At 68.6% G+C, this 15,611-nt stretch carries 18 protein-coding genes; 9 read left to right on the top strand and 9 right to left on the bottom strand.

Annotated elements, in window-relative coordinates:
• The 4 genes from ASF41_RS17675 (at position 1) to ASF41_RS17660 (ending at position 5,823) form a co-directional block, all read left to right on the top strand.
• Positions 1-1,968, top strand: coding sequence for a glycosyltransferase (locus tag ASF41_RS17675; RefSeq protein WP_244479697.1), 1,968 nt, complete (start codon positions 1-3; stop codon positions 1,966-1,968).
• Complete coding sequence (locus tag ASF41_RS17670; protein WP_056495475.1) at positions 1,965-3,071, top strand: glycosyltransferase; 1,107 nt, start codon at positions 1,965-1,967, stop codon at positions 3,069-3,071. Before ASF41_RS17675 ends, ASF41_RS17670 begins: the two co-directional genes overlap by 4 nt.
• A gap of 313 nt (positions 3,072-3,384) precedes the next feature.
• Complete coding sequence (locus tag ASF41_RS17665) at positions 3,385-4,866, top strand: GumC family protein (protein WP_056495472.1); 1,482 nt, start codon at positions 3,385-3,387, stop codon at positions 4,864-4,866.
• 144 nt (positions 4,867-5,010) lie between these two features.
• Positions 5,011-5,823, top strand: a complete 813-nt coding sequence (locus ASF41_RS17660) for a WecB/TagA/CpsF family glycosyltransferase (RefSeq protein WP_244472789.1) — start codon at positions 5,011-5,013, stop codon at positions 5,821-5,823.
• Between the two features lie 15 nt (positions 5,824-5,838).
• Here ASF41_RS17660 and ASF41_RS17655 read toward each other — a convergent pair whose 3' ends face one another.
• The 5 genes from ASF41_RS17655 to ASF41_RS17635 all read right to left on the bottom strand — a co-directional run bounded on the left by ASF41_RS17655 (position 5,839) and on the right by ASF41_RS17635 (position 9,719).
• Positions 5,839-6,411 (bottom strand): NUDIX hydrolase, encoded by a 573-nt coding sequence (locus ASF41_RS17655; RefSeq protein ID WP_056278168.1) that lies wholly within the window; start codon positions 6,409-6,411, stop codon positions 5,839-5,841.
• 71 nt (positions 6,412-6,482) lie between these two features.
• Positions 6,483-6,770 (bottom strand): sulfurtransferase TusA family protein, encoded by a 288-nt coding sequence (locus ASF41_RS17650; RefSeq protein ID WP_056495468.1) that lies wholly within the window; start codon positions 6,768-6,770, stop codon positions 6,483-6,485.
• A 143-nt stretch (positions 6,771-6,913) separates the two neighbouring features.
• Positions 6,914-7,315, bottom strand: a complete 402-nt coding sequence (locus ASF41_RS17645; protein ID WP_056495466.1) for a hypothetical protein — start codon at positions 7,313-7,315, stop codon at positions 6,914-6,916.
• Positions 7,316-7,470: 155 nt separating this feature from the next.
• A complete protein-coding gene (locus ASF41_RS17640; RefSeq protein WP_056495463.1) occupies positions 7,471-8,838 on the bottom strand; it encodes a glutamate--cysteine ligase in 1,368 nt (455 codons plus the stop codon).
• A 128-nt stretch (positions 8,839-8,966) separates the two neighbouring features.
• Positions 8,967-9,719 (bottom strand): 16S rRNA (uracil(1498)-N(3))-methyltransferase, encoded by a 753-nt coding sequence (locus ASF41_RS17635; protein WP_056495460.1) that lies wholly within the window; start codon positions 9,717-9,719, stop codon positions 8,967-8,969.
• A 285-nt stretch (positions 9,720-10,004) separates the two neighbouring features.
• Between ASF41_RS17635 and ASF41_RS17630 the strand changes: the two genes are divergently transcribed.
• Entirely contained in the window at positions 10,005-10,469 is a 465-nt protein-coding gene (locus ASF41_RS17630; protein WP_056212170.1) for a hypothetical protein, read from the top strand.
• A gap of 51 nt (positions 10,470-10,520) precedes the next feature.
• Positions 10,521-11,474, top strand: coding sequence for a 4-hydroxybenzoate octaprenyltransferase (gene ubiA / locus ASF41_RS17625; protein ID WP_056495457.1), 954 nt, complete (start codon positions 10,521-10,523; stop codon positions 11,472-11,474).
• Between the two features lie 27 nt (positions 11,475-11,501).
• Here the strand turns inward: ubiA and ASF41_RS17620 are convergent, their stop codons facing one another.
• On the bottom strand, positions 11,502-11,999 hold the full coding sequence (locus ASF41_RS17620) for a DUF6101 family protein (protein ID WP_407067299.1): 498 nt from the start codon (positions 11,997-11,999) through the stop codon (positions 11,502-11,504).
• Positions 12,000-12,315: 316 nt separating this feature from the next.
• On the opposite strand from ASF41_RS17620, the gene ASF41_RS17615 reads away from it, so the two are divergent.
• Positions 12,316-13,143: a 3'(2'),5'-bisphosphate nucleotidase CysQ gene (locus ASF41_RS17615; protein ID WP_056495454.1), complete on the top strand. Its 828-nt coding sequence runs from the start codon at positions 12,316-12,318 to the stop codon at positions 13,141-13,143.
• A gap of 132 nt (positions 13,144-13,275) precedes the next feature.
• Here the strand turns inward: ASF41_RS17615 and ASF41_RS17610 are convergent, their stop codons facing one another.
• Complete coding sequence (locus ASF41_RS17610) at positions 13,276-13,506, bottom strand: hypothetical protein (protein WP_056212176.1); 231 nt, start codon at positions 13,504-13,506, stop codon at positions 13,276-13,278.
• Between the two features lie 208 nt (positions 13,507-13,714).
• Positions 13,715-13,924 (bottom strand): cold-shock protein, encoded by a 210-nt coding sequence (locus ASF41_RS17605; RefSeq protein WP_055956856.1) that lies wholly within the window; start codon positions 13,922-13,924, stop codon positions 13,715-13,717.
• A gap of 288 nt (positions 13,925-14,212) precedes the next feature.
• Here ASF41_RS17605 and ASF41_RS17600 point away from each other — a divergent pair, with 288 nt between their 5' ends.
• Entirely contained in the window at positions 14,213-14,602 is a 390-nt protein-coding gene (locus ASF41_RS17600; RefSeq protein ID WP_056495451.1) for a hypothetical protein, read from the top strand.
• A gap of 5 nt (positions 14,603-14,607) precedes the next feature.
• On the opposite strand, the gene ASF41_RS17595 is transcribed toward ASF41_RS17600, so the two are convergent.
• Entirely contained in the window at positions 14,608-14,826 is a 219-nt protein-coding gene (locus ASF41_RS17595) for a hypothetical protein (protein ID WP_055957152.1), read from the bottom strand.
• A 168-nt stretch (positions 14,827-14,994) separates the two neighbouring features.
• Between ASF41_RS17595 and ASF41_RS17590 the strand changes: the two genes are divergently transcribed.
• Positions 14,995-15,570 carry a type 1 glutamine amidotransferase domain-containing protein gene (locus ASF41_RS17590; protein WP_056495448.1) on the top strand — a complete coding sequence of 192 codons (576 nt, stop codon included), beginning with the start codon at positions 14,995-14,997 and terminating at the stop codon, positions 15,568-15,570.
• The last annotated feature ends 41 nt before the right edge of the window (positions 15,571-15,611 follow it).

Below are 15,611 nucleotides of genomic sequence, written 5' to 3'. Positions count from 1 at the left end.
TTGACGAATCGTGCCTGGCCTCGCCTGCGTGTCGTCACGCTGGTCCATGGCTCGTGCGACGGGCCGCTCGCCGCCACCCGGGCGTCCGTGGAGGCTCAGGGCTATCCGAACCTCCGCCACGACCTCATCCCGCCGGCAGAGGGCGCGGTGCAGTTGCCCGTCATTGTCGCGGACGAAGGGTGGGACGCTCTTCTGGTCCTCCGGCCGGGGGATCTTCTGGCCCCGGATGCGCTCGCGGCCCTCGGCCTGCAATTCCTTCTCAGTGGCGCCGATGTCGTCGTCGGCCTGCGAGTCGTCTTCGATATGGGACCACTCGGTCTCGACGCACCGGCGGCGCCGCCGGGGACGCTCGTCGATCCCGCGCCGCCGGACGGGCCGCTCGCTCCCTTCACCGGCGGCGAGGTTCTGCTCAAGCGCTCCTGCGTGCAGGCCGCCGGCGGCCTCGACCCCGAGGCCGCACATCCGGTAGCCGCCCTCTGGCCCCGCCTCGTCCGACAGGGCGCCGCACTTGCACGCGTGGGCCGACCGGTGCTTCTGCACTATGCGCCGGGCAGCGTTGCGCCCGCGATGGCCTCCGGCCTCTCAGTGGCCAGCCTGACCGACCAGGGTCAGCTCGGCGGCGCCGGGATCGCCCACCGGCGCCTGTGCGATGCGCTTGCCCTTGCCGGCCACTCCGTCAGCGATCACTGCCTCGGGGCAGAATCGCCGCCGGCCGCGGCCGAGTGGGTCGAGCGGTTTCCGCAGACGGAGCATGCCCTGTCGCAGGGTGGCTACGATGTTGTCCTGGCGGGCAACCTTCATGGCGCGACCCGCCGCACCACGATCCTGGGGCGACTCGCCCGCACCGTTCCGGTCGCCGCCGTTCTGCACGATCTCTTCCCCGTCACCGGGCGCTGCGCCTCCCCGTCCGGCTGCCCGATCATCGCCGACGGATGCGACGCCCGCTGCCCCTCACCCAACGCCTATCCGCAGTTGCTGCCGCAGCGGATCGCCGGCGTTTATGCGGAAAAGCAGGCGATCCTCGCGGGACCCGAGGGACCCTTCCTGCTCGCGGCCTCCGACTGGTCGGAATCCGCGGCGCGCGCGCTGGCGCCGGAGGGGACACGCGTCCACCGCATCGACCTGGCTTTTCCGACGGGGGTGTTCCGGCCCGGATCGCGGGAAGCCCTGCGGCGCGAACTCGGCTTGCCGTCCGGTGACGTCCTCGTCATGTTCGCCGCCGTGATCGCGGACGCGCCCAGCAAGGGGACCACCGAGCTGACCGCGATCCTGCGCCGGGTCGCCCGGCCGGGGCTCCGTTTCGTCGCGGTCGGGCGGCTCGACGATCCGGATTCCCTGGGAATCCCGGATTTGATCGCGGCGGGTCCCATCGGCGACGAGGCGACGCTGGCAGCCTGGTACGGTGCCTGTGATCTCGCCATCACGGCGAGCCGCCAGGAGACGTTCGGCCAAACCCCCGTCGAAGCCGGGCTGTGCGGAACTCCGACCGTCGCCTATCGCACGACCGGTCTCGCCACCGCCGTCCTGGACGGGGTCTCGGGCCGCCTCGTCTCACCGGACGGGGGCGCCCTCGAGGACGCACTCCGAGCGCTGATCGCCGATGCTTCCGAGCGCAGACGCCTGGGAGCCCTGGGGCGGATTGCCCTCGAGAGCCGCAACAGCCACGCCGCCTGTGCGATGCGCCTGAACGACGTGTTCGTCGCGCGCGGGATCCTGCCGGCCTCGGCCGGGGCCGGACGTCTCCGCTTCGCGCCGGAGATGCTGTCGACCTTCGCGATGGCGTTGGACCGCGCGCCCGGACGTACGGGCCTGATCCCCGGCGACGCGTCGCGGGGAGTCCGCTTGGCCCGGCGGGCCAAGCACGCTCTCGTGGGACGCGACATGCCGCCGTGGCTGCGCCGGCTCCTCTACGCGGTCGCGACGCTTCGGAGAACGTTCCGGCCCGTTCCCAGCGGAGAGGCGCGATGACCGTGCCGTCCGAGCCGCGCCGCCTCTATCTCGATCACACCCATCTGCGCGGGCACGTCACCGGGATCGAGCGCGTCGCCCTCGACCTGTTCACGTCCGACACGCTCCATCCGCACCCTGTCACCACGGTCCGGGCGCGCGGGATCGCCGGCATGATCGCGGCCCAGCATCTCGGCCTGCCCCTACGGGCCCTGCGCGATCCCTCGGCCCTGTTCCTCTTTCCGGGGTTCCCCCCGGGGCCGCTCTCGGTCCTGCGCCGTCGCCAATGCATCACCTATGTGCACGACACCTTTCTGCTGACGCGCCCAAACGACCTCAGCTGGAAGAGCCGCCTCTACATGGCGCCGAGCTTCGACTTCGCGCTGCGCTTCGGGCGCACCTTCCTCGTCAACTCCCGCACCACCGGAGAGGCGGTAAGGACCTTCTGCGCCCGCGAGGCCCTAGTGGCCCTGCTGCGGCCGGCCGTGCGCGATGTATTCGGACTCACCGACCTGCCCGCAGGCCCGCCGCCCGCCCCCGGCATGCCGCTTCGGCTGCTCTGCATCGGGACCATCGAGCCGCGGAAGGACTACCCGTCCGCGCTCGCGATCGTTGCAGCCCTGAATGCGGGTGGGGTCGCGGCGGAACTCCATGTGGTCGGCCGGGTCGGCTGGGGACACCATGCGTTCCTCGCCGCACCGCCGCCGTTCCTCACCCTGCACGGCTATCTCGACGACGGGGCCCTGCGCGGCCTCGTCGCCCGGTGTCATCTCCTGCTCTCGACTTCGAAGGCCGAGGGGCTCGGGTTGCCACTCCTCGAGGCTCAGCACGGCGGGCTTCCGGTCGTCTCACCGCACGGACCGGTCTTCTCCGAAGTCCTGGCCGGCTCCGGTTTGCAGATCGAACCCTCCGATCCGGAGGGTGCCGCGGCCGCGATCCTCGCTTGGGTCGAGAATCCCGCATTCGCAGCGGTCCCGGCGGCCGCCCGGGCCAACGTGGCACGCTGGAACCGCTTGGCCGCCGGGGACGCGGCGTGTTTCTCGACATTTTTAAAGGTCGGCCCATCCGCCTACGAGGTCGCGGAAGATCGGCTCGTACAGCCATCCAATCATGACCCAGCATGACGTCGGGCGCAGTTGTGCACAGGCAAATGACGAAGGTTCGGCGGACTACGTAGATCGCAACCTGTCATCAAGCCTGTTCTTGCCAATATCATCTCGAATCCCGGCTTGGACGAGAACATCGTGGGGTGCGGCCATCGCGACGCACAGCGCATCAGCTCCCTTGGCATAGGTTCTGCGCACACGACGTTGTTGAGGACGTTTCGGTGGGCGCCTGTTCCGTTTCGAAACAGACCGGCGACGAAACTGGAACAGAGTTGTTCGAGGCGGAAGACAAGAACCGCGCGAGCGGCGACCCGGTCGGGAGACGAGACAGATGTTCGACTTCGGAAGCCCGGTCCGTGGCGAGCCGGTGATCCTCGAGACCAGAGTACCGAGCGGGCTCGACAGTGGCCTGATCCTGCGTCGCCTGTGGCGCGGCACCGGCGTGATCCTGCTCGGCGGGCTCGCGGCCGTCATCCTCGCCGTGGTGCTGCTGAACGCCGTGACACCGACTTACACCGCCGTGACGCAGATCCTGGTCGATCCGGCCGATCTTCCGGTGATCCAGAACGACTTGAGCAACCGGCAGCCCCAGGCGGATAGCGGCGTCTCGATCGCCGAGAGCCAGACGTGGGTGATGCAGTCCGACAACGTCCTGCGGCGGGTCATCGACCGCCTCGATCTGACGCGGGACGAGGAGTTCGTTCCCGCAGCCTCGACAAATCCTCTGGTGCTGAGCCTCAAGGCGCTCCTCGGCATGGAGCCGCCGCCGGCGAGCCGCGAGCCGGTCAATCTCGCCCTCGACAACCTGCGCCTCAAGCTCGGCGTGCGTCGGGCCGAACGGACATTCGTCATCGACGTCTACGTCCAGACCCGGGACCCGGAGAAGTCGGCCCGGATCGCCAATGCCATCGCGGACGCGTATTTCGCGGAGGATGCGGCAGCGCGCACCGATGCGGCGCGCCGTGCCTCTGAGGCCCTGTCGGGCCGTTTGACGACGCTGCGCCAATCGGTCGAGGAGGCCGAGCGCAGGGTCCTGCAATATCGGGTGACGAACAAGCTGGTGACGTCGAGCGGGCGCCTCCTGAGCGACCAGCAGCTCAGCGACCTCAACCAACAGCTCGTCACCGCGACCCTGAAAATGGCCGAGGCCAAGGCCCGCCTCGATCAGGCGCGGCACATGCGCACCGGCGAAGCCGGGACCGCCCTGCCGGAGATGCTGCAATCCCTCGAGATGCAGAACCTGCGGCAGCAATACGCGACGCTCTCGCGCAACACCGCAGAACTCGCCCAGCGCCTCGGCGACCGCCACCCGGCCATGGCCGACCAGTATGCGCAGCAGCGCGATCTCCAACGCCTGATCCAACGCGAGAAGGAGCGCATCATCGACACCTCGCAGAAGGACTACGACCGGGCCGTGGCGAGCGAGTCCGCCGTACGCCGGAGCCTGGAGCGGGCCAAGACCGAGACGGCGGGCAACGATCGCGCCAATGTCGGCCTGCGCGAACTCGAGCGCGAGCTCGATGCCCGGCGGTCGATCTACGAGGCATTCCTGCGCCGCTCACGGGAGACCAACGAACAGGAGCGCGTGAACAGCTCCAACGTGCGGGTCATCTCGACGGCGACGCCGCCGCGGAGCCGAGCCTGGCCACCCTCCCCCAAACTGGTGCTGCCCCTCGCCCTGCTACTGGGCATGGGTCTCGGCGCCGCCGCCGCTCTCTGGCTCGGGGCCCGTCGCGACCGACGCGTGATGACCCGTCCGCCTCGGACGAGCGGGTCAACCGGGGCCCGCAGCTTCCGAGCTGTCGATGCCTGAACGCAGCGCCGTCCGCCACGCCCCCCACGATCGATCCCCTCAAACCTCCCCCGCGCCAGCCTCCCCCGAGGCGCGATGGATCAGCCCCGGGTTCCCGTCGCTCATCCTCGGGGTGCGCACGGGACAGGTCCCAAAGGCGATGACATGAGCGTTCGCTTATTCGACATCACGTTCACGCCCGGATCGGCCTCCGACATCCTCGCGACCTCGGCCCGCCAGCCGGCGACTCGGCCGCGCATGATCGTCACCGCGAACCTCGATCACATCGTTACGCTGTCGGAGAACGCGGCGTTCCGGAAAGCGTATGAGGGCGCCGTCGCTCACACCCTCGACGGCATGCCCCTCGTCTGGCTCGCCCGGCTCCGCGGGGGCCGATCGGCACAGCGGGTCACGGGCCACGACCTGATCGCGGCCGCCTTCGCTGCGCCATGGCCTGCCGGCCAGCAGATCTTCCTCGTCTGCTCGACGGAGGCCGTCGGGCTCCACCTCACCGAGCGCCTGGTGGCGGAGGGGATCCCGCGCGCGTCGATCGCCTTCACGGTGCCGCCCTTCGGATTCGAGAACGATGAGACCTATGGGGCGCAACTCTGTGCGGCCGTGCGGGCGCACGGGACGACCCTCCTGGTCTTCGGCGTCGGTGCGCCGCGCTCGGAAATCTGGGTCGACCGCCAAGGAAATGCCCTCGGCGGTCCCGTGGTCCTGGCCGTCGGTGAAGCGCTGAACGTCGCGGCCGGGCTGGTGCCCCGCGCGCCCGCCCTGATGCAGCGCTTCGGGCTCGAGTGGTTCTTCCGGTTCTGGCACGCGCCGCACCGGCTGTTCCGCCGCTACTTCGTCCGCTCCTGGGGGCTGATCGGAATTGCCCTGCGCCGATCGCTGCTCATGACATCCCGCCGGCGTCCCCATGCTGCCCGGCCGCGTCCGACCCCCAACGCGCGGCGCGCGCCCGATACGCCCTGAAGCGTCGAGGAGGTATCAGGCCGCGGCGAACAGGTGCGGATGCCGCAGGCGTAGGGTCAGGATCAATGCCAGGGTCTTGATGTCGGTGACCTCGCCGCGATCCGTCATGGCCGCAAGTTCGCTCAGGGCCATCTCGCGAATGGTGATGTCCTCATGCTCCCCGGCAAGGCCGCCGCCGGGACCGACCCGGTCGGGCGCCTCGTACGGGGCCAGGAACAGGTCCATCTGCTCGGTCGAGATTCCCGGCATGCTCCAGCCGCAGGTCACCGGTTCGAGGGCACCGAGACGCAGGCCGGTCTCCTCGTAGGCCTCGCGCCGTGCGCCTTCCTCGGGCTCCGACTCGTCGAGGAGGCCGGCCGGGACCTCCAGCACGGAGGTGACCCCAGCCGCATAGAAGGCCGGGGTCCGGAACTGCTCGACCAGCAGGGCGACCCGCCGGGTCGGGTCGTAGGGCAGTACCGCTGTCGCCCGTCCGTGATCCTCGATCTCGCGCGCCAGGCGTGTGCCGTCGTCCATCGTCACCTCAGCGACGAGAAACCGGCTCCAGCCGTCGTGCACGATTCGGGTGCCGCGGATAATCGGCGCCATTCTGCTCTCCCCCGTCGGATCGCCGAGGCTGCGGCGACCGGATGGGAGGGCCCTAACAGGGCGTTGGCGCATCAATGAGGCGTGAGGCGCGTGTTTTCGGCAACAATCTCGGGGATTGTGCGGCCTCTGCGGATCGTAAACGTCATCCGATCCGCGTCCCGCGCCTGCGCGAGGAGGGTGTCGCCCTCCTCCCTGACTAGGTGCGGAATGTCGATCACCGCCATCGGATCGGTGCACGTCACCACCAGGACGGCGCCGGACCGCATCCGGCGCAGGGCTTTCCGGGTCCGCAGGGCCGGCAGGGGGCACTTCAAGCCGGTGAGGTCGAGATGCTCGGTCTCGCTGCCTCCGTCCGTCATCGGCAACGCATCCCAGCCCGCAGCTTTCCCGCTCACCGCTGCTCTACCCCCTGAAGGAATGAAAAATCCCGCCGACGGCTTTGACCGTCGGCGGGATCATGGACGTCCGGTCCGGGCGCTAAGCGCACCCGGACGGCGAGACGTCAGTAACCGTAGCCGTAGGCCGGATAGCCGTAGCCATAACCGTAAGACGGGGCGGCATAGTAGCCATAGGCGGGCGCGCCGTAGCCATAGCCGTAGCCCGTTCCGACGTAGCCGCGATCGTAGTAGCCGTAGCGCGGGGCCTGACTGGCGGCGATGGCGCCACCGATGATGCCGAGGGCCGCACTGGCCGCGAGCGCGCCGCCAACGCCGGGCCCGCGACGGTAGCCACCGTGATAGCCCCGGCCATAGCCACGATAGCGCACGGTTTCGATGGCCGCGCCGCCACCGACCTGGGCGGCGCTGAGCATCGGCATCGGAGCGGCCTGAGCGGCGGTGAAGGAACCGGCCGAAAGACCGATGGCAGTGGCGCCCGCGAGGGCGAAGGACAAGATGCGCGACATGCGAGCGTTCTCCGTCACAGGAAGAGTTAGTCCTGGAAACGGCAACATTGGCGATCCGTTCCCGATTCGCGACAGTCAAGCCAGGATGGCGGGTGTTTTCGAGCACCTTCGCGCTTTTGCCGGCGAATGTGCCCGGCTGCGACGGCGCGAGTCGTTCAGAAGACGCATTCGGTGAAGGCAGGCTCCACGGAGCGCTGCCAGCGGCCCTCGTAATCGGCGAGGCGCTCCTCGGCGAGGGAGCGTCCGGCGGCGACGATGGCCTCCAACGGCTGCAGGAAATGGGTCTCGTCCCGACCTTGAGCGTCGCGTCGCGCCCGGGCGGAAAGCCCGGCGCGGGCGATCGTCAGCGCCTCGGCCGCCACCGCCCCGAGGGATCGACCCGCGATGCGGGCGGCCAGACCGAGGCGGGGAACGGTGGCGCGCAGCCCCTCCCGGTCGCAGGCGTTCCAGTTCTTGGCGATGTCCCAGGCCGCCGCAAGCGAGGCTTCGTCGTAGAGCAACCCGACCCAGAAAGCAGCCTGCGCAGCGATCATCGACGGACCGCCCACATCGGATCCGCGCATCTCGATGAAGCGCTTGAGCCGGACCTCCGGGAAGGCGGTCGAAGCGTGGTTGGCCCAATCCGACACCGTCGCGCGCTCCCCCGGCAGCGTCGCGAGCCGGCCGGCCATCAGGTCGCGGAACGAGGCACCGGAGACGTCATGGTAGGTCTCGCCGCGCTTCACGAAGTACATCGGCATGTCGAGCAGCCAGTCGACGTAGGACTCGTAGCCGAAGCCGGGCTCGAAGGCCCGCGGCAGCATGCCGGTGCGGTCGCCATCGGTGTCGCGCCAGATCTCGGACCGGCGCGACAGGAAGCCGTTGGGACGCCCATCCGTGAAGGGCGAATTGGCGAAGAGGGCGGTCGCCACCGGCTGCAGCGCCAGGGCGACGCGCATCTTGGCCACCATGTCGGCCTCGGAGGCGAAATCGAGGTTCACCTGCACGGTGGCGGTACGCAGCATCATGTCCAGGCCGAGGCTGCCGACCTTGGGCATGTACGCCGCCATGATCTTGTAGCGGCTCTTCGGCATCACGGGGGTTTCCTCCCGCGTCCATTTCGGACTCATGCCGAGATCGAGGAAGCCGATGCCGAGACCGTCTGCAACCCGGGTCGTCGCCTCGAGATGCGTCCGCAACTCCGTGGCCGTCGCGTGCACGTCGGCCAGCGGTGCACCGGAGAGCTCGAACTGTCCGCCGGGCTCCAGGGAGATGGCGCCGCCCTCGGCACCGGCGAGACCGATCAGGTGGCCGGCATCCTCGATCGCCTCCCAGCCGGTCTCGCGGCCGAGCCCCTCCAGCAGCGCCCGGATGCCCTTCTCACCTGCATACGGGACCGGGCGGTGTCCGTCGCGGTAGAAGGGCACCTTCTCGTGTTCGGTGCCGATCGCGAAGCGCGCGCGCGGCTTCTCGCCCTCCGCGAACCAGGCGATGAGCTCGTCCCGCGTGGTCAGGGGCGTCGTATCGGACGTGTCGCGCGCCATGCGCTGCCTCTTCAGGAAGGTCGTTCAAAGGAGAGGCGCGCCGGACCGCAGCGGCGTGGCCCCTTACATCGGGTCAACGCGCCTCATAGGCCACGGGACCCGCGCGAACAACGCGGGCAAGCGACGCCTCAGCGAGCGTCGCCGAGCACCGCCTGAACCAGGGCCAGCACCGTCACCGCCGCCGTGTCGGCCCGCAGGATGCGCGGACCGAGGGAGAGGGCCACCGTGTTCGGACGTTCCAGGATCAGGGCGCGCTCGTCCGGTGAAAACCCGCCCTCGGGTCCGACCAGAACCGCGAGAGGCGGGGCGGCTGCGGGATCGGCGGCCTGCCGGAGAGCCAGGATCGGATCCGAAACCGGGGCGTCCTCGTCGCAGAACACGAGCAGGCGCAAGGGGTTGAGGTCTGCGAGCGCCGCCGGGAGCTTGGCCGCCTCCTGGATCTCCGGCAGTTCGAGGATGCCGCATTGCTCGGCGGCCTCGATGGCGTTCGCGCGCAGGCGATCGACATTCAGCCGCTCGCTCTGGGTATAGCGAGTGTAGACAGGGCGAAGGGTACCGGCCCCCATCTCCACCGCCCTCTGGGCCAGGTAGTCGAGCCGGGCCGACTTCAACGGCGCAAACAGGTAGTGAAGGTCCGCGCGTGGCGGCTGCTGGCGTGTGCGCTCCCGCACGATCAGGTCCGCGCTCTTGCGCCCGGTCGGGGCGATCTCTGCGCGCCATTCGCCGTCGCGCCCGTTGAACAGGAGAACTGGATCGGAGGGCCCGCGCCGCAGGACGTTGAGGAGATAGTTCGCCTGCGCCCGGTCGAGGGGCAGCGTCGCTCCGACGGAGAGGTCGGCCGCGACGAAGAGGCGTGGGGCGGTGAAGTCATAAGCGGCCATACCCGGCGTGGTCGCGTGGGGTGAGTCGGCTGTCAACGGCGCGGTCCCGAACCGCAGCGGCTGATGCAAACCCGCAACACGCGGCAACATTGCGCCGTAAATCCACCTTCGAATGCGACCCGGCGTTTGCGGCTCGAAAGACGCCACATTCCTATGCCGAAACGAAACCAAGACCGAAAGGCGCGAACTCTTGTGCGCTTCCGGGCACGCATCAGGCCATTCCGCATCCGGTCGCCGGGCTCACCCCCATCGGATCGCGGATGGGGGGAGAAAGGATCTCAAGGCATGTCGTTCAAGACCATCGCGACGCTGGCCGTCGCCCTCGCCGGCACGGCGCTCTTCAGCGAACAGGCCTTCGCGCAGTCCGCCGAGTGCGGCGAGATCCAGCAGACCCTCCAGGCCCGCAAGGACCTGATCGGCAAGGCGAACGCCGCGTCGAACTCGAAGAAGAAGATGACGCCGGCCGAGGCCTGCACCCTGTTCGGCAAGCTCCAGGCCAACGGCACCGCCGGCCTGAAGTGGATCACCGCCAACAAGGAGTGGTGCTCGATCCCGGATTCCTTCGCGGAAGGCTTCAAGGCCGACCACCTCAAGGTGTCGGGCATCAAGACCAAGGTCTGCACCGTCGCGGCCCAGGCCTCCAAGATGGAAGCCCAGGCCCGCGCGCAGGCCCAGAACGGCGGCGGCGGTGGCCTCCTCGGTGGCCCCGGACTCACGGGCAGCCTGAAGATGCCGCAGGGCGCCCTCTAATCCGGTGCTGAAACCTTTCCGGACGAGTCGGCCCGACGCGCCCGTGCGTCCATGGACGGCGTGAGCTCCCCGCATGCGGACCGCCGCGTCGCCGATGCGGTGGCGGGACATTGGGTCGACCGGATCGCGCCGCGCTGGTCCCGGCCCTACCTGCGCCTCGCCCGTATCGACCGGCCGATCGGATGGTGGCTCCTGCTTCTGCCCTGCTGGTGGTCGGCCTCCCTCGCGGCCATCCGGTCCGGTGCCGCTTTCCCCGACCCGGTCCATCTGGCCCTGTTCTTCGTCGGCGCCGTCGCCATGCGGGGTGCGGGCTCGACCTACAACGACATCGCCGATCGGGACCTCGACGCCCAGGTGGAGCGCACCCGCTCGCGCCCCCTGCCCTCGGGCCAGGTCCGGGCGCGCCAAGCCGCCGTCTTCCTCGTGCTGCAGGCCCTGATGGGCCTCGCGGTACTGCTCCAGTTCAACGGTCCTGCGATCGGCGTCGGCATCGCCTCGCTGGTCCCGGTGGCGATCTATCCCTTCATGAAGCGCGTCATGCCGGTGCCGCAGGCGGTCCTCGGCCTCGCCTTCGCGTGGGGCGCGCTGATGGGCTGGGTCGCGGTGTTCGCACGCCTCGATGTCCCGGCCCTGCTGCTCTATGTGGGCACCATCGCCTGGGTGATCGGATACGACACGATCTACGCCGTACAGGATATCGAGGACGACGAGATCGCGGGCATCCGCTCCTCGGCCCGCTTCTTCGGGCGCCGGATGCGGGGGGCGATCGGTCTGTGCTACGGCACCAGCGTCGGCTTCGTCGCGCTCGCTGCGGTCCTGGCAGGCGCAGGCCCCGTGGGCCTGCTCGGCGTCGCCCTGTTCGGCGTCCATCTCGGGCGACAGGTGCTGCGCCTCGACACGCGCGACGGGCGCGGTGCCCTGACGCTCTTCCGCTCCAATCGGGAAGCGGGCCTGATCCTATTTCTCGGCCTCGCGGCGGATGCCGCCGTGACGCACATCCTCTGAGTCTCGCTCGGGATCCGGCGACCCGGCTCAGCAGCGGGCGCCGGAGATGATCTCGTTCTCGCCGCGATGGATCAGGGGACGAACCGGCAGCGCGCCGGTCTTGCGGCGGACGAGGAAGCGCGGGCGGCGGCCGTTGAGAAGGCCGTGACGGCGGCGGGTCCGGGTCCGACCCAGGGCCACCGGGCCGAGCTGGTTCGAGACGCTGGCGAGTTCGCCGTCCTCCTTGACGATCATCCGTGGCAGGCCCGACTTGGCGGCGACGTCACGCCAATGTGCCACGACCTCGTCCTCGCAGAACGGTCCGAGGCGGGTGACGACCCGGCCGATGGCGTCGACGAGGAGGAGGTCGAAGCGGTCCTCGCCGCAAGCATCCGAATCATCCTCGGCGTAGGCGAGGGCCACGCCGGCGGGCCGCCCCGGGCCCAGGCGGTCGATCACCGGGAGACGCGACAGCGTCAGAACGGGGGCAGCGCCGACGAAGGTGGCATCCGCCGACATGTCGTTCATGTTCGCGAAAGTGTTCATGGATCGTACACCCTGTTGGCGCCGGCAACCTCTAAGGGCTACCCGTCTATGACAAGCAGATTTACGTCTAACCTCCTCAGGTCAGCTTAAGAGTGAGCGTTAAGCGAGTATGGACAAGGGTGAAGCACGTGGAATGCTCAACGCTTCCTTGCTTCGATCTAAGAGATTTGTCCGTATCGACATCTGCGTCGCTCTCCTTGTGACAACCCGCCCGGCATCCTACAACGAAGGAAGCACCGCCCTCCATGCATCCGTGCCGGGGCGACGGGCTCTTCAACAAGCGCCCAGCCTGACCTCCTGAACCGTATGGAGACGCATGTCCGATCCGATCCCCCCGGAAGCCGCACACGCCCTCGTTCCCGCCCTGCGCGAGACGATCCGCGAAGCGGCCGCCCTCGCGTTGCCGTTCTACAAGGCAGGCGGGCAGACGGGGGCGCGGGTCTGGTCGAAGGCGGGCGGCTCGCCGGTGACGGAAGCCGACGTGGCGGTGGACACCTTCCTGAAGGTTCGCCTCAGCGCGATGCTGCCCCGAGCAGCCTGGCTCTCGGAGGAGACCAGCGACAATCCGGTGCGGCTCGATGCCGGTCTCGTCTGGATCGTCGATCCCATCGATGGGACCCGCGCCTTCATGTCCGGGCATCCCGATTGGTCGATCGCCGTGGCGCTGCTGTCGGCCGGGCAACCCGTCCTCGGCTTCGTCCACGCGCCCGTGACCAATACCTTCTATGAAGCCATCGCGGGAGGGGGAGCCACCCGCAACGGACAGACCATCACCGTCTCCGGCCAGCGCGCCGTCGAAGGGGCTCGCGTCACCGGTCCGAAGCCGATGATGGACCGCCTGGCCCGGGGCGCCGGGACGAACGGGCAACAGGCCGAGCTCGTCTCCGTCGAGCGGGTTCCGTCCCTGGCTCTGCGCGTCGCGCGGGTTGCCGAGGGCTCCATCGATGTCGGATTGGTCTCGCCCCATGCGCGGGACTGGGATCTCGCGGGCGCCGACCTGATCCTGCGCGAGGCGGGCGGCACGGTCAGCGATCTTCAAGGCCGTCCCACGACCTACAACCGTCCGGATCCGGTGCATGGAGAACTCGTGGCCGTATCCCAGACCTTGCGAAACGATGTCGTGGCGGCGCTGACAGCCCGCTGAAAACGCCGGCGGAGGCGGCGCCCGGGTGTCTCGAAACAGGAAAGCCCAGCACCTGGGCGCTGGGCTCGATCGTAACGTCGGCTCGATGACGAGGCGCGTGGTCCGCCCCGACAGGATCCGGGCGGCCTCGGATCAGTGATGCTCGCGGAGGGCGACCGCCTCTGGGGCCATGCCGAACCGCTCGGCCAGATGCCAGCGCAGTTCGCGGGGCGAATGGTAGTTGTAGGAGGTGTCGATCAGATGGCTGAGGTCGACGGTCTTTGCCTCATGAGCCATGGTTTGCTTCAGGTGCCCCACCTTGAAGGTCGCCGCATCGGTGACGGGCGAACGGACGCCGCGGCGTCGGGTATATTCAAACAACATATTTTTCTTGTGTACTTTCAATAACGTGCAGGTTTTGCGTGCCGTGTCTCGGACGCATCGGGCCGGTTGAGCCGCGCGCGTCGTTGGTGTTGCGGGATATGCCGGATGCTAAACCCCTTCTCCCCAGAAGGGTGTCGGTCACCGGCGGCGGAGGCTTCGTGGGAAGCCCTTCAGGGTGACGCCAGCCCGGGGGCTGGCGCCGGGAGCATCAGGCCGCCTGGAGGTTACCAGCCGAGTCCTTGCCGCTGCGCTTGTCGGTCTGAATCTCGTAGGAGATCTTCTGACCCTCGATGAGGTTGCGCATGCCAGCGCGCTCGACTGCGGAGATGTGCACAAACACATCCTTGCCGCCGTCGTCAGGCTGAATGAAGCCGTAGCCCTTGGTCTCGTTGAACCACTTTACAGTGCCGGTATTCACGAAATAGATCCTCGTATCGTTCGTCGATCAACAGCCTGCGTCTGCTCGACACAAGCGGCAGATCCTCTTCGGTAGGCCTGACGGAATCAGCAGGACGTGAGACGCTTGCGGTACAAGATCCCAGCTCACCGATACCCGCTATCTCTCATGTAGTCCGATCATGCGGCGGCAACAAGGCGTTCTACCCGACGGAAACGACCCCGGTTCGGAGCGCCCCTAACGGCCCCCCTGTGTTATTTGCGTGGCCCAGCGCATATAAGAGTTCCTGAGCAAGCGGTTAGGCGATTCATGGCGGGCATCTCGGTTTCCCTCGAAGGGGCGAACATCCAGCTTTCATTTCAGAAGGACGATCAGGCCACGGCCGTCGTGATGGATGCCCGGGCGGCTCGCGCCCTGGTGCGGGCGGTGGGCCAGCTTCTCACCGCCATCGACGAACCCGACGACAGCGATCTACCCGAGGACATGTCCGACGAGGGGATTGCGATGCTCGACGTCACGTCGTCGGCGATCGAGATCGGTACGGACGAAAAAGGCCAGGCCGTCGTGGCCCTCCAGGCTGGCGCCCTGCCCCCGTTTCAGCTTCGCCTGACGGATGAAGAGGCCCGTCACGTGGCGACGAGCCTCTCCGAAATCCTGAGTGCACCGCGCGACGTGCGCGCGTCGCACGGGGACCACTGACCCCCCTACATCCGGACGCCGGGATCGGTCGGACCGCCCGGCAGGTAATCCGGCTCCGAGCCCGGGCCGGCCGGCTCGTCGATCCCCGGATCGTTGACCGGATACGGCGTGCGCGGCCCCGTCGGTCCGATATCGGGCTGCTCGTCCGGCGGGGGCGGCGTCGGCAGATCGCCCGGAATTCCACCCGGCAGCGGCTCGGGAATCGGCAGGCCGGGATTGGCCATCTCGTGATTGGCCATGCGAAGCCTCCTGTCTGTCTGAGGGATGTGCGGACCAACACGGCCGAGCGCGGCCAGGTTCCCGCGCCCGAAGGGCCCGTCCGTTACCCGTGCGGAACCCGCATCTCACGGGACCTGTTCAGTGCCATATCTTTCGCATTCCGGAGACAATCCATGTCTGACATCAGGCAGGCCAAGGTCTTAATCCTCGCCACCGATGGCTTCGAGGAGACCGAGCTCACCGTCCCGCAGAGCAGGCTCAAGGAGGTCGGCGCCACCGTGCACGTCGCGGCGCCGCAGTCCCGCACGGCGAAGGAATCCATTCGCGGGTGGGACAAGACCGATTGGGGCAAGAACGTCGCGGTCGACAAGGATCTCGAGTCCGTGTCACCGCAGGACTACGATGCCCTCGTCCTCCCGGGCGGCCAGATCAACCCGGACAAGCTGCGCCTGGAGCCGAAGGCCCTCGCGGTGATCCGCAGCTTCGTGGATTCCGGCAAGGTGGTCGCTGCCATCTGCCACGCGCCTTGGCTGCTGATCGAGGTCGGCGCCGCGAAGGGACGCCGGATGACCTCGTTCGAATCGATCCGGACGGATGTGGTGAATGCGGGCGCGGACTGGACGGACGAGCCCGTCGTGACCGACCGGGGCCTGATCACGAGCCGCAACCCTGGCGACCTCGACGTCTTCTGCGCCAAGATCATCGCGGAGATCCAGGACGGCAATCACGCCAGCCGCGCCGCCGCCTGACCGATCCACGATCCCGTCGTCGACGGTCGCACGCCCCGGAT

Source organism: Methylobacterium sp. Leaf111, assembly GCF_001423285.1.
Classification (GTDB): domain Bacteria; phylum Pseudomonadota; class Alphaproteobacteria; order Rhizobiales; family Beijerinckiaceae; genus Methylobacterium.
Note: the sequence above shows the minus strand (reverse complement) of the source record. Positions and strands in the feature narration are given on the sequence as shown.

What these genes read in the sequence shown, in the direction of transcription:
- ASF41_RS17600 (WP_056495451.1), top strand. Translation starts at nt 14,213, where the DNA reads ATGGCGGGCATCTCGGTTTCCCTCGAAGGGGCGAACATCCAGCTTTCA.
- ASF41_RS17595 (WP_055957152.1), bottom strand. Translation starts at nt 14,826, where the DNA reads ATGGCCAATCCCGGCCTGCCGATTCCCGAGCCGCTGCCGGGTGGAATT.
- ASF41_RS17640 (WP_056495463.1), bottom strand. Translation starts at nt 8,838, where the DNA reads ATGGCGCGCGACACGTCCGATACGACGCCCCTGACCACGCGGGACGAG.
- ASF41_RS17650 (WP_056495468.1), bottom strand. Translation starts at nt 6,770, where the DNA reads ATGACGGACGGAGGCAGCGAGACCGAGCATCTCGACCTCACCGGCTTG.
- ASF41_RS17630 (WP_056212170.1), top strand. Translation starts at nt 10,005, where the DNA reads ATGTCGTTCAAGACCATCGCGACGCTGGCCGTCGCCCTCGCCGGCACG.
- ASF41_RS17590 (WP_056495448.1), top strand. Translation starts at nt 14,995, where the DNA reads ATGTCTGACATCAGGCAGGCCAAGGTCTTAATCCTCGCCACCGATGGC.
- ASF41_RS17670 (WP_056495475.1), top strand. Translation starts at nt 1,965, where the DNA reads ATGACCGTGCCGTCCGAGCCGCGCCGCCTCTATCTCGATCACACCCAT.
- ASF41_RS17610 (WP_056212176.1), bottom strand. Translation starts at nt 13,506, where the DNA reads ATGTTGTTTGAATATACCCGACGCCGCGGCGTCCGTTCGCCCGTCACC.
- ubiA (WP_056495457.1), top strand. Translation starts at nt 10,521, where the DNA reads ATGGACGGCGTGAGCTCCCCGCATGCGGACCGCCGCGTCGCCGATGCG.
- ASF41_RS17635 (WP_056495460.1), bottom strand. Translation starts at nt 9,719, where the DNA reads ATGGCCGCTTATGACTTCACCGCCCCACGCCTCTTCGTCGCGGCCGAC.
- ASF41_RS17655 (WP_056278168.1), bottom strand. Translation starts at nt 6,411, where the DNA reads ATGGCGCCGATTATCCGCGGCACCCGAATCGTGCACGACGGCTGGAGC.
- ASF41_RS17660 (WP_244472789.1), top strand. Translation starts at nt 5,011, where the DNA reads ATGAGCGTTCGCTTATTCGACATCACGTTCACGCCCGGATCGGCCTCC.
- ASF41_RS17665 (WP_056495472.1), top strand. Translation starts at nt 3,385, where the DNA reads ATGTTCGACTTCGGAAGCCCGGTCCGTGGCGAGCCGGTGATCCTCGAG.
- ASF41_RS17615 (WP_056495454.1), top strand. Translation starts at nt 12,316, where the DNA reads ATGTCCGATCCGATCCCCCCGGAAGCCGCACACGCCCTCGTTCCCGCC.
- ASF41_RS17645 (WP_056495466.1), bottom strand. Translation starts at nt 7,315, where the DNA reads ATGTCGCGCATCTTGTCCTTCGCCCTCGCGGGCGCCACTGCCATCGGT.
- ASF41_RS17620 (WP_407067299.1), bottom strand. Translation starts at nt 11,999, where the DNA reads ATGAACACTTTCGCGAACATGAACGACATGTCGGCGGATGCCACCTTC.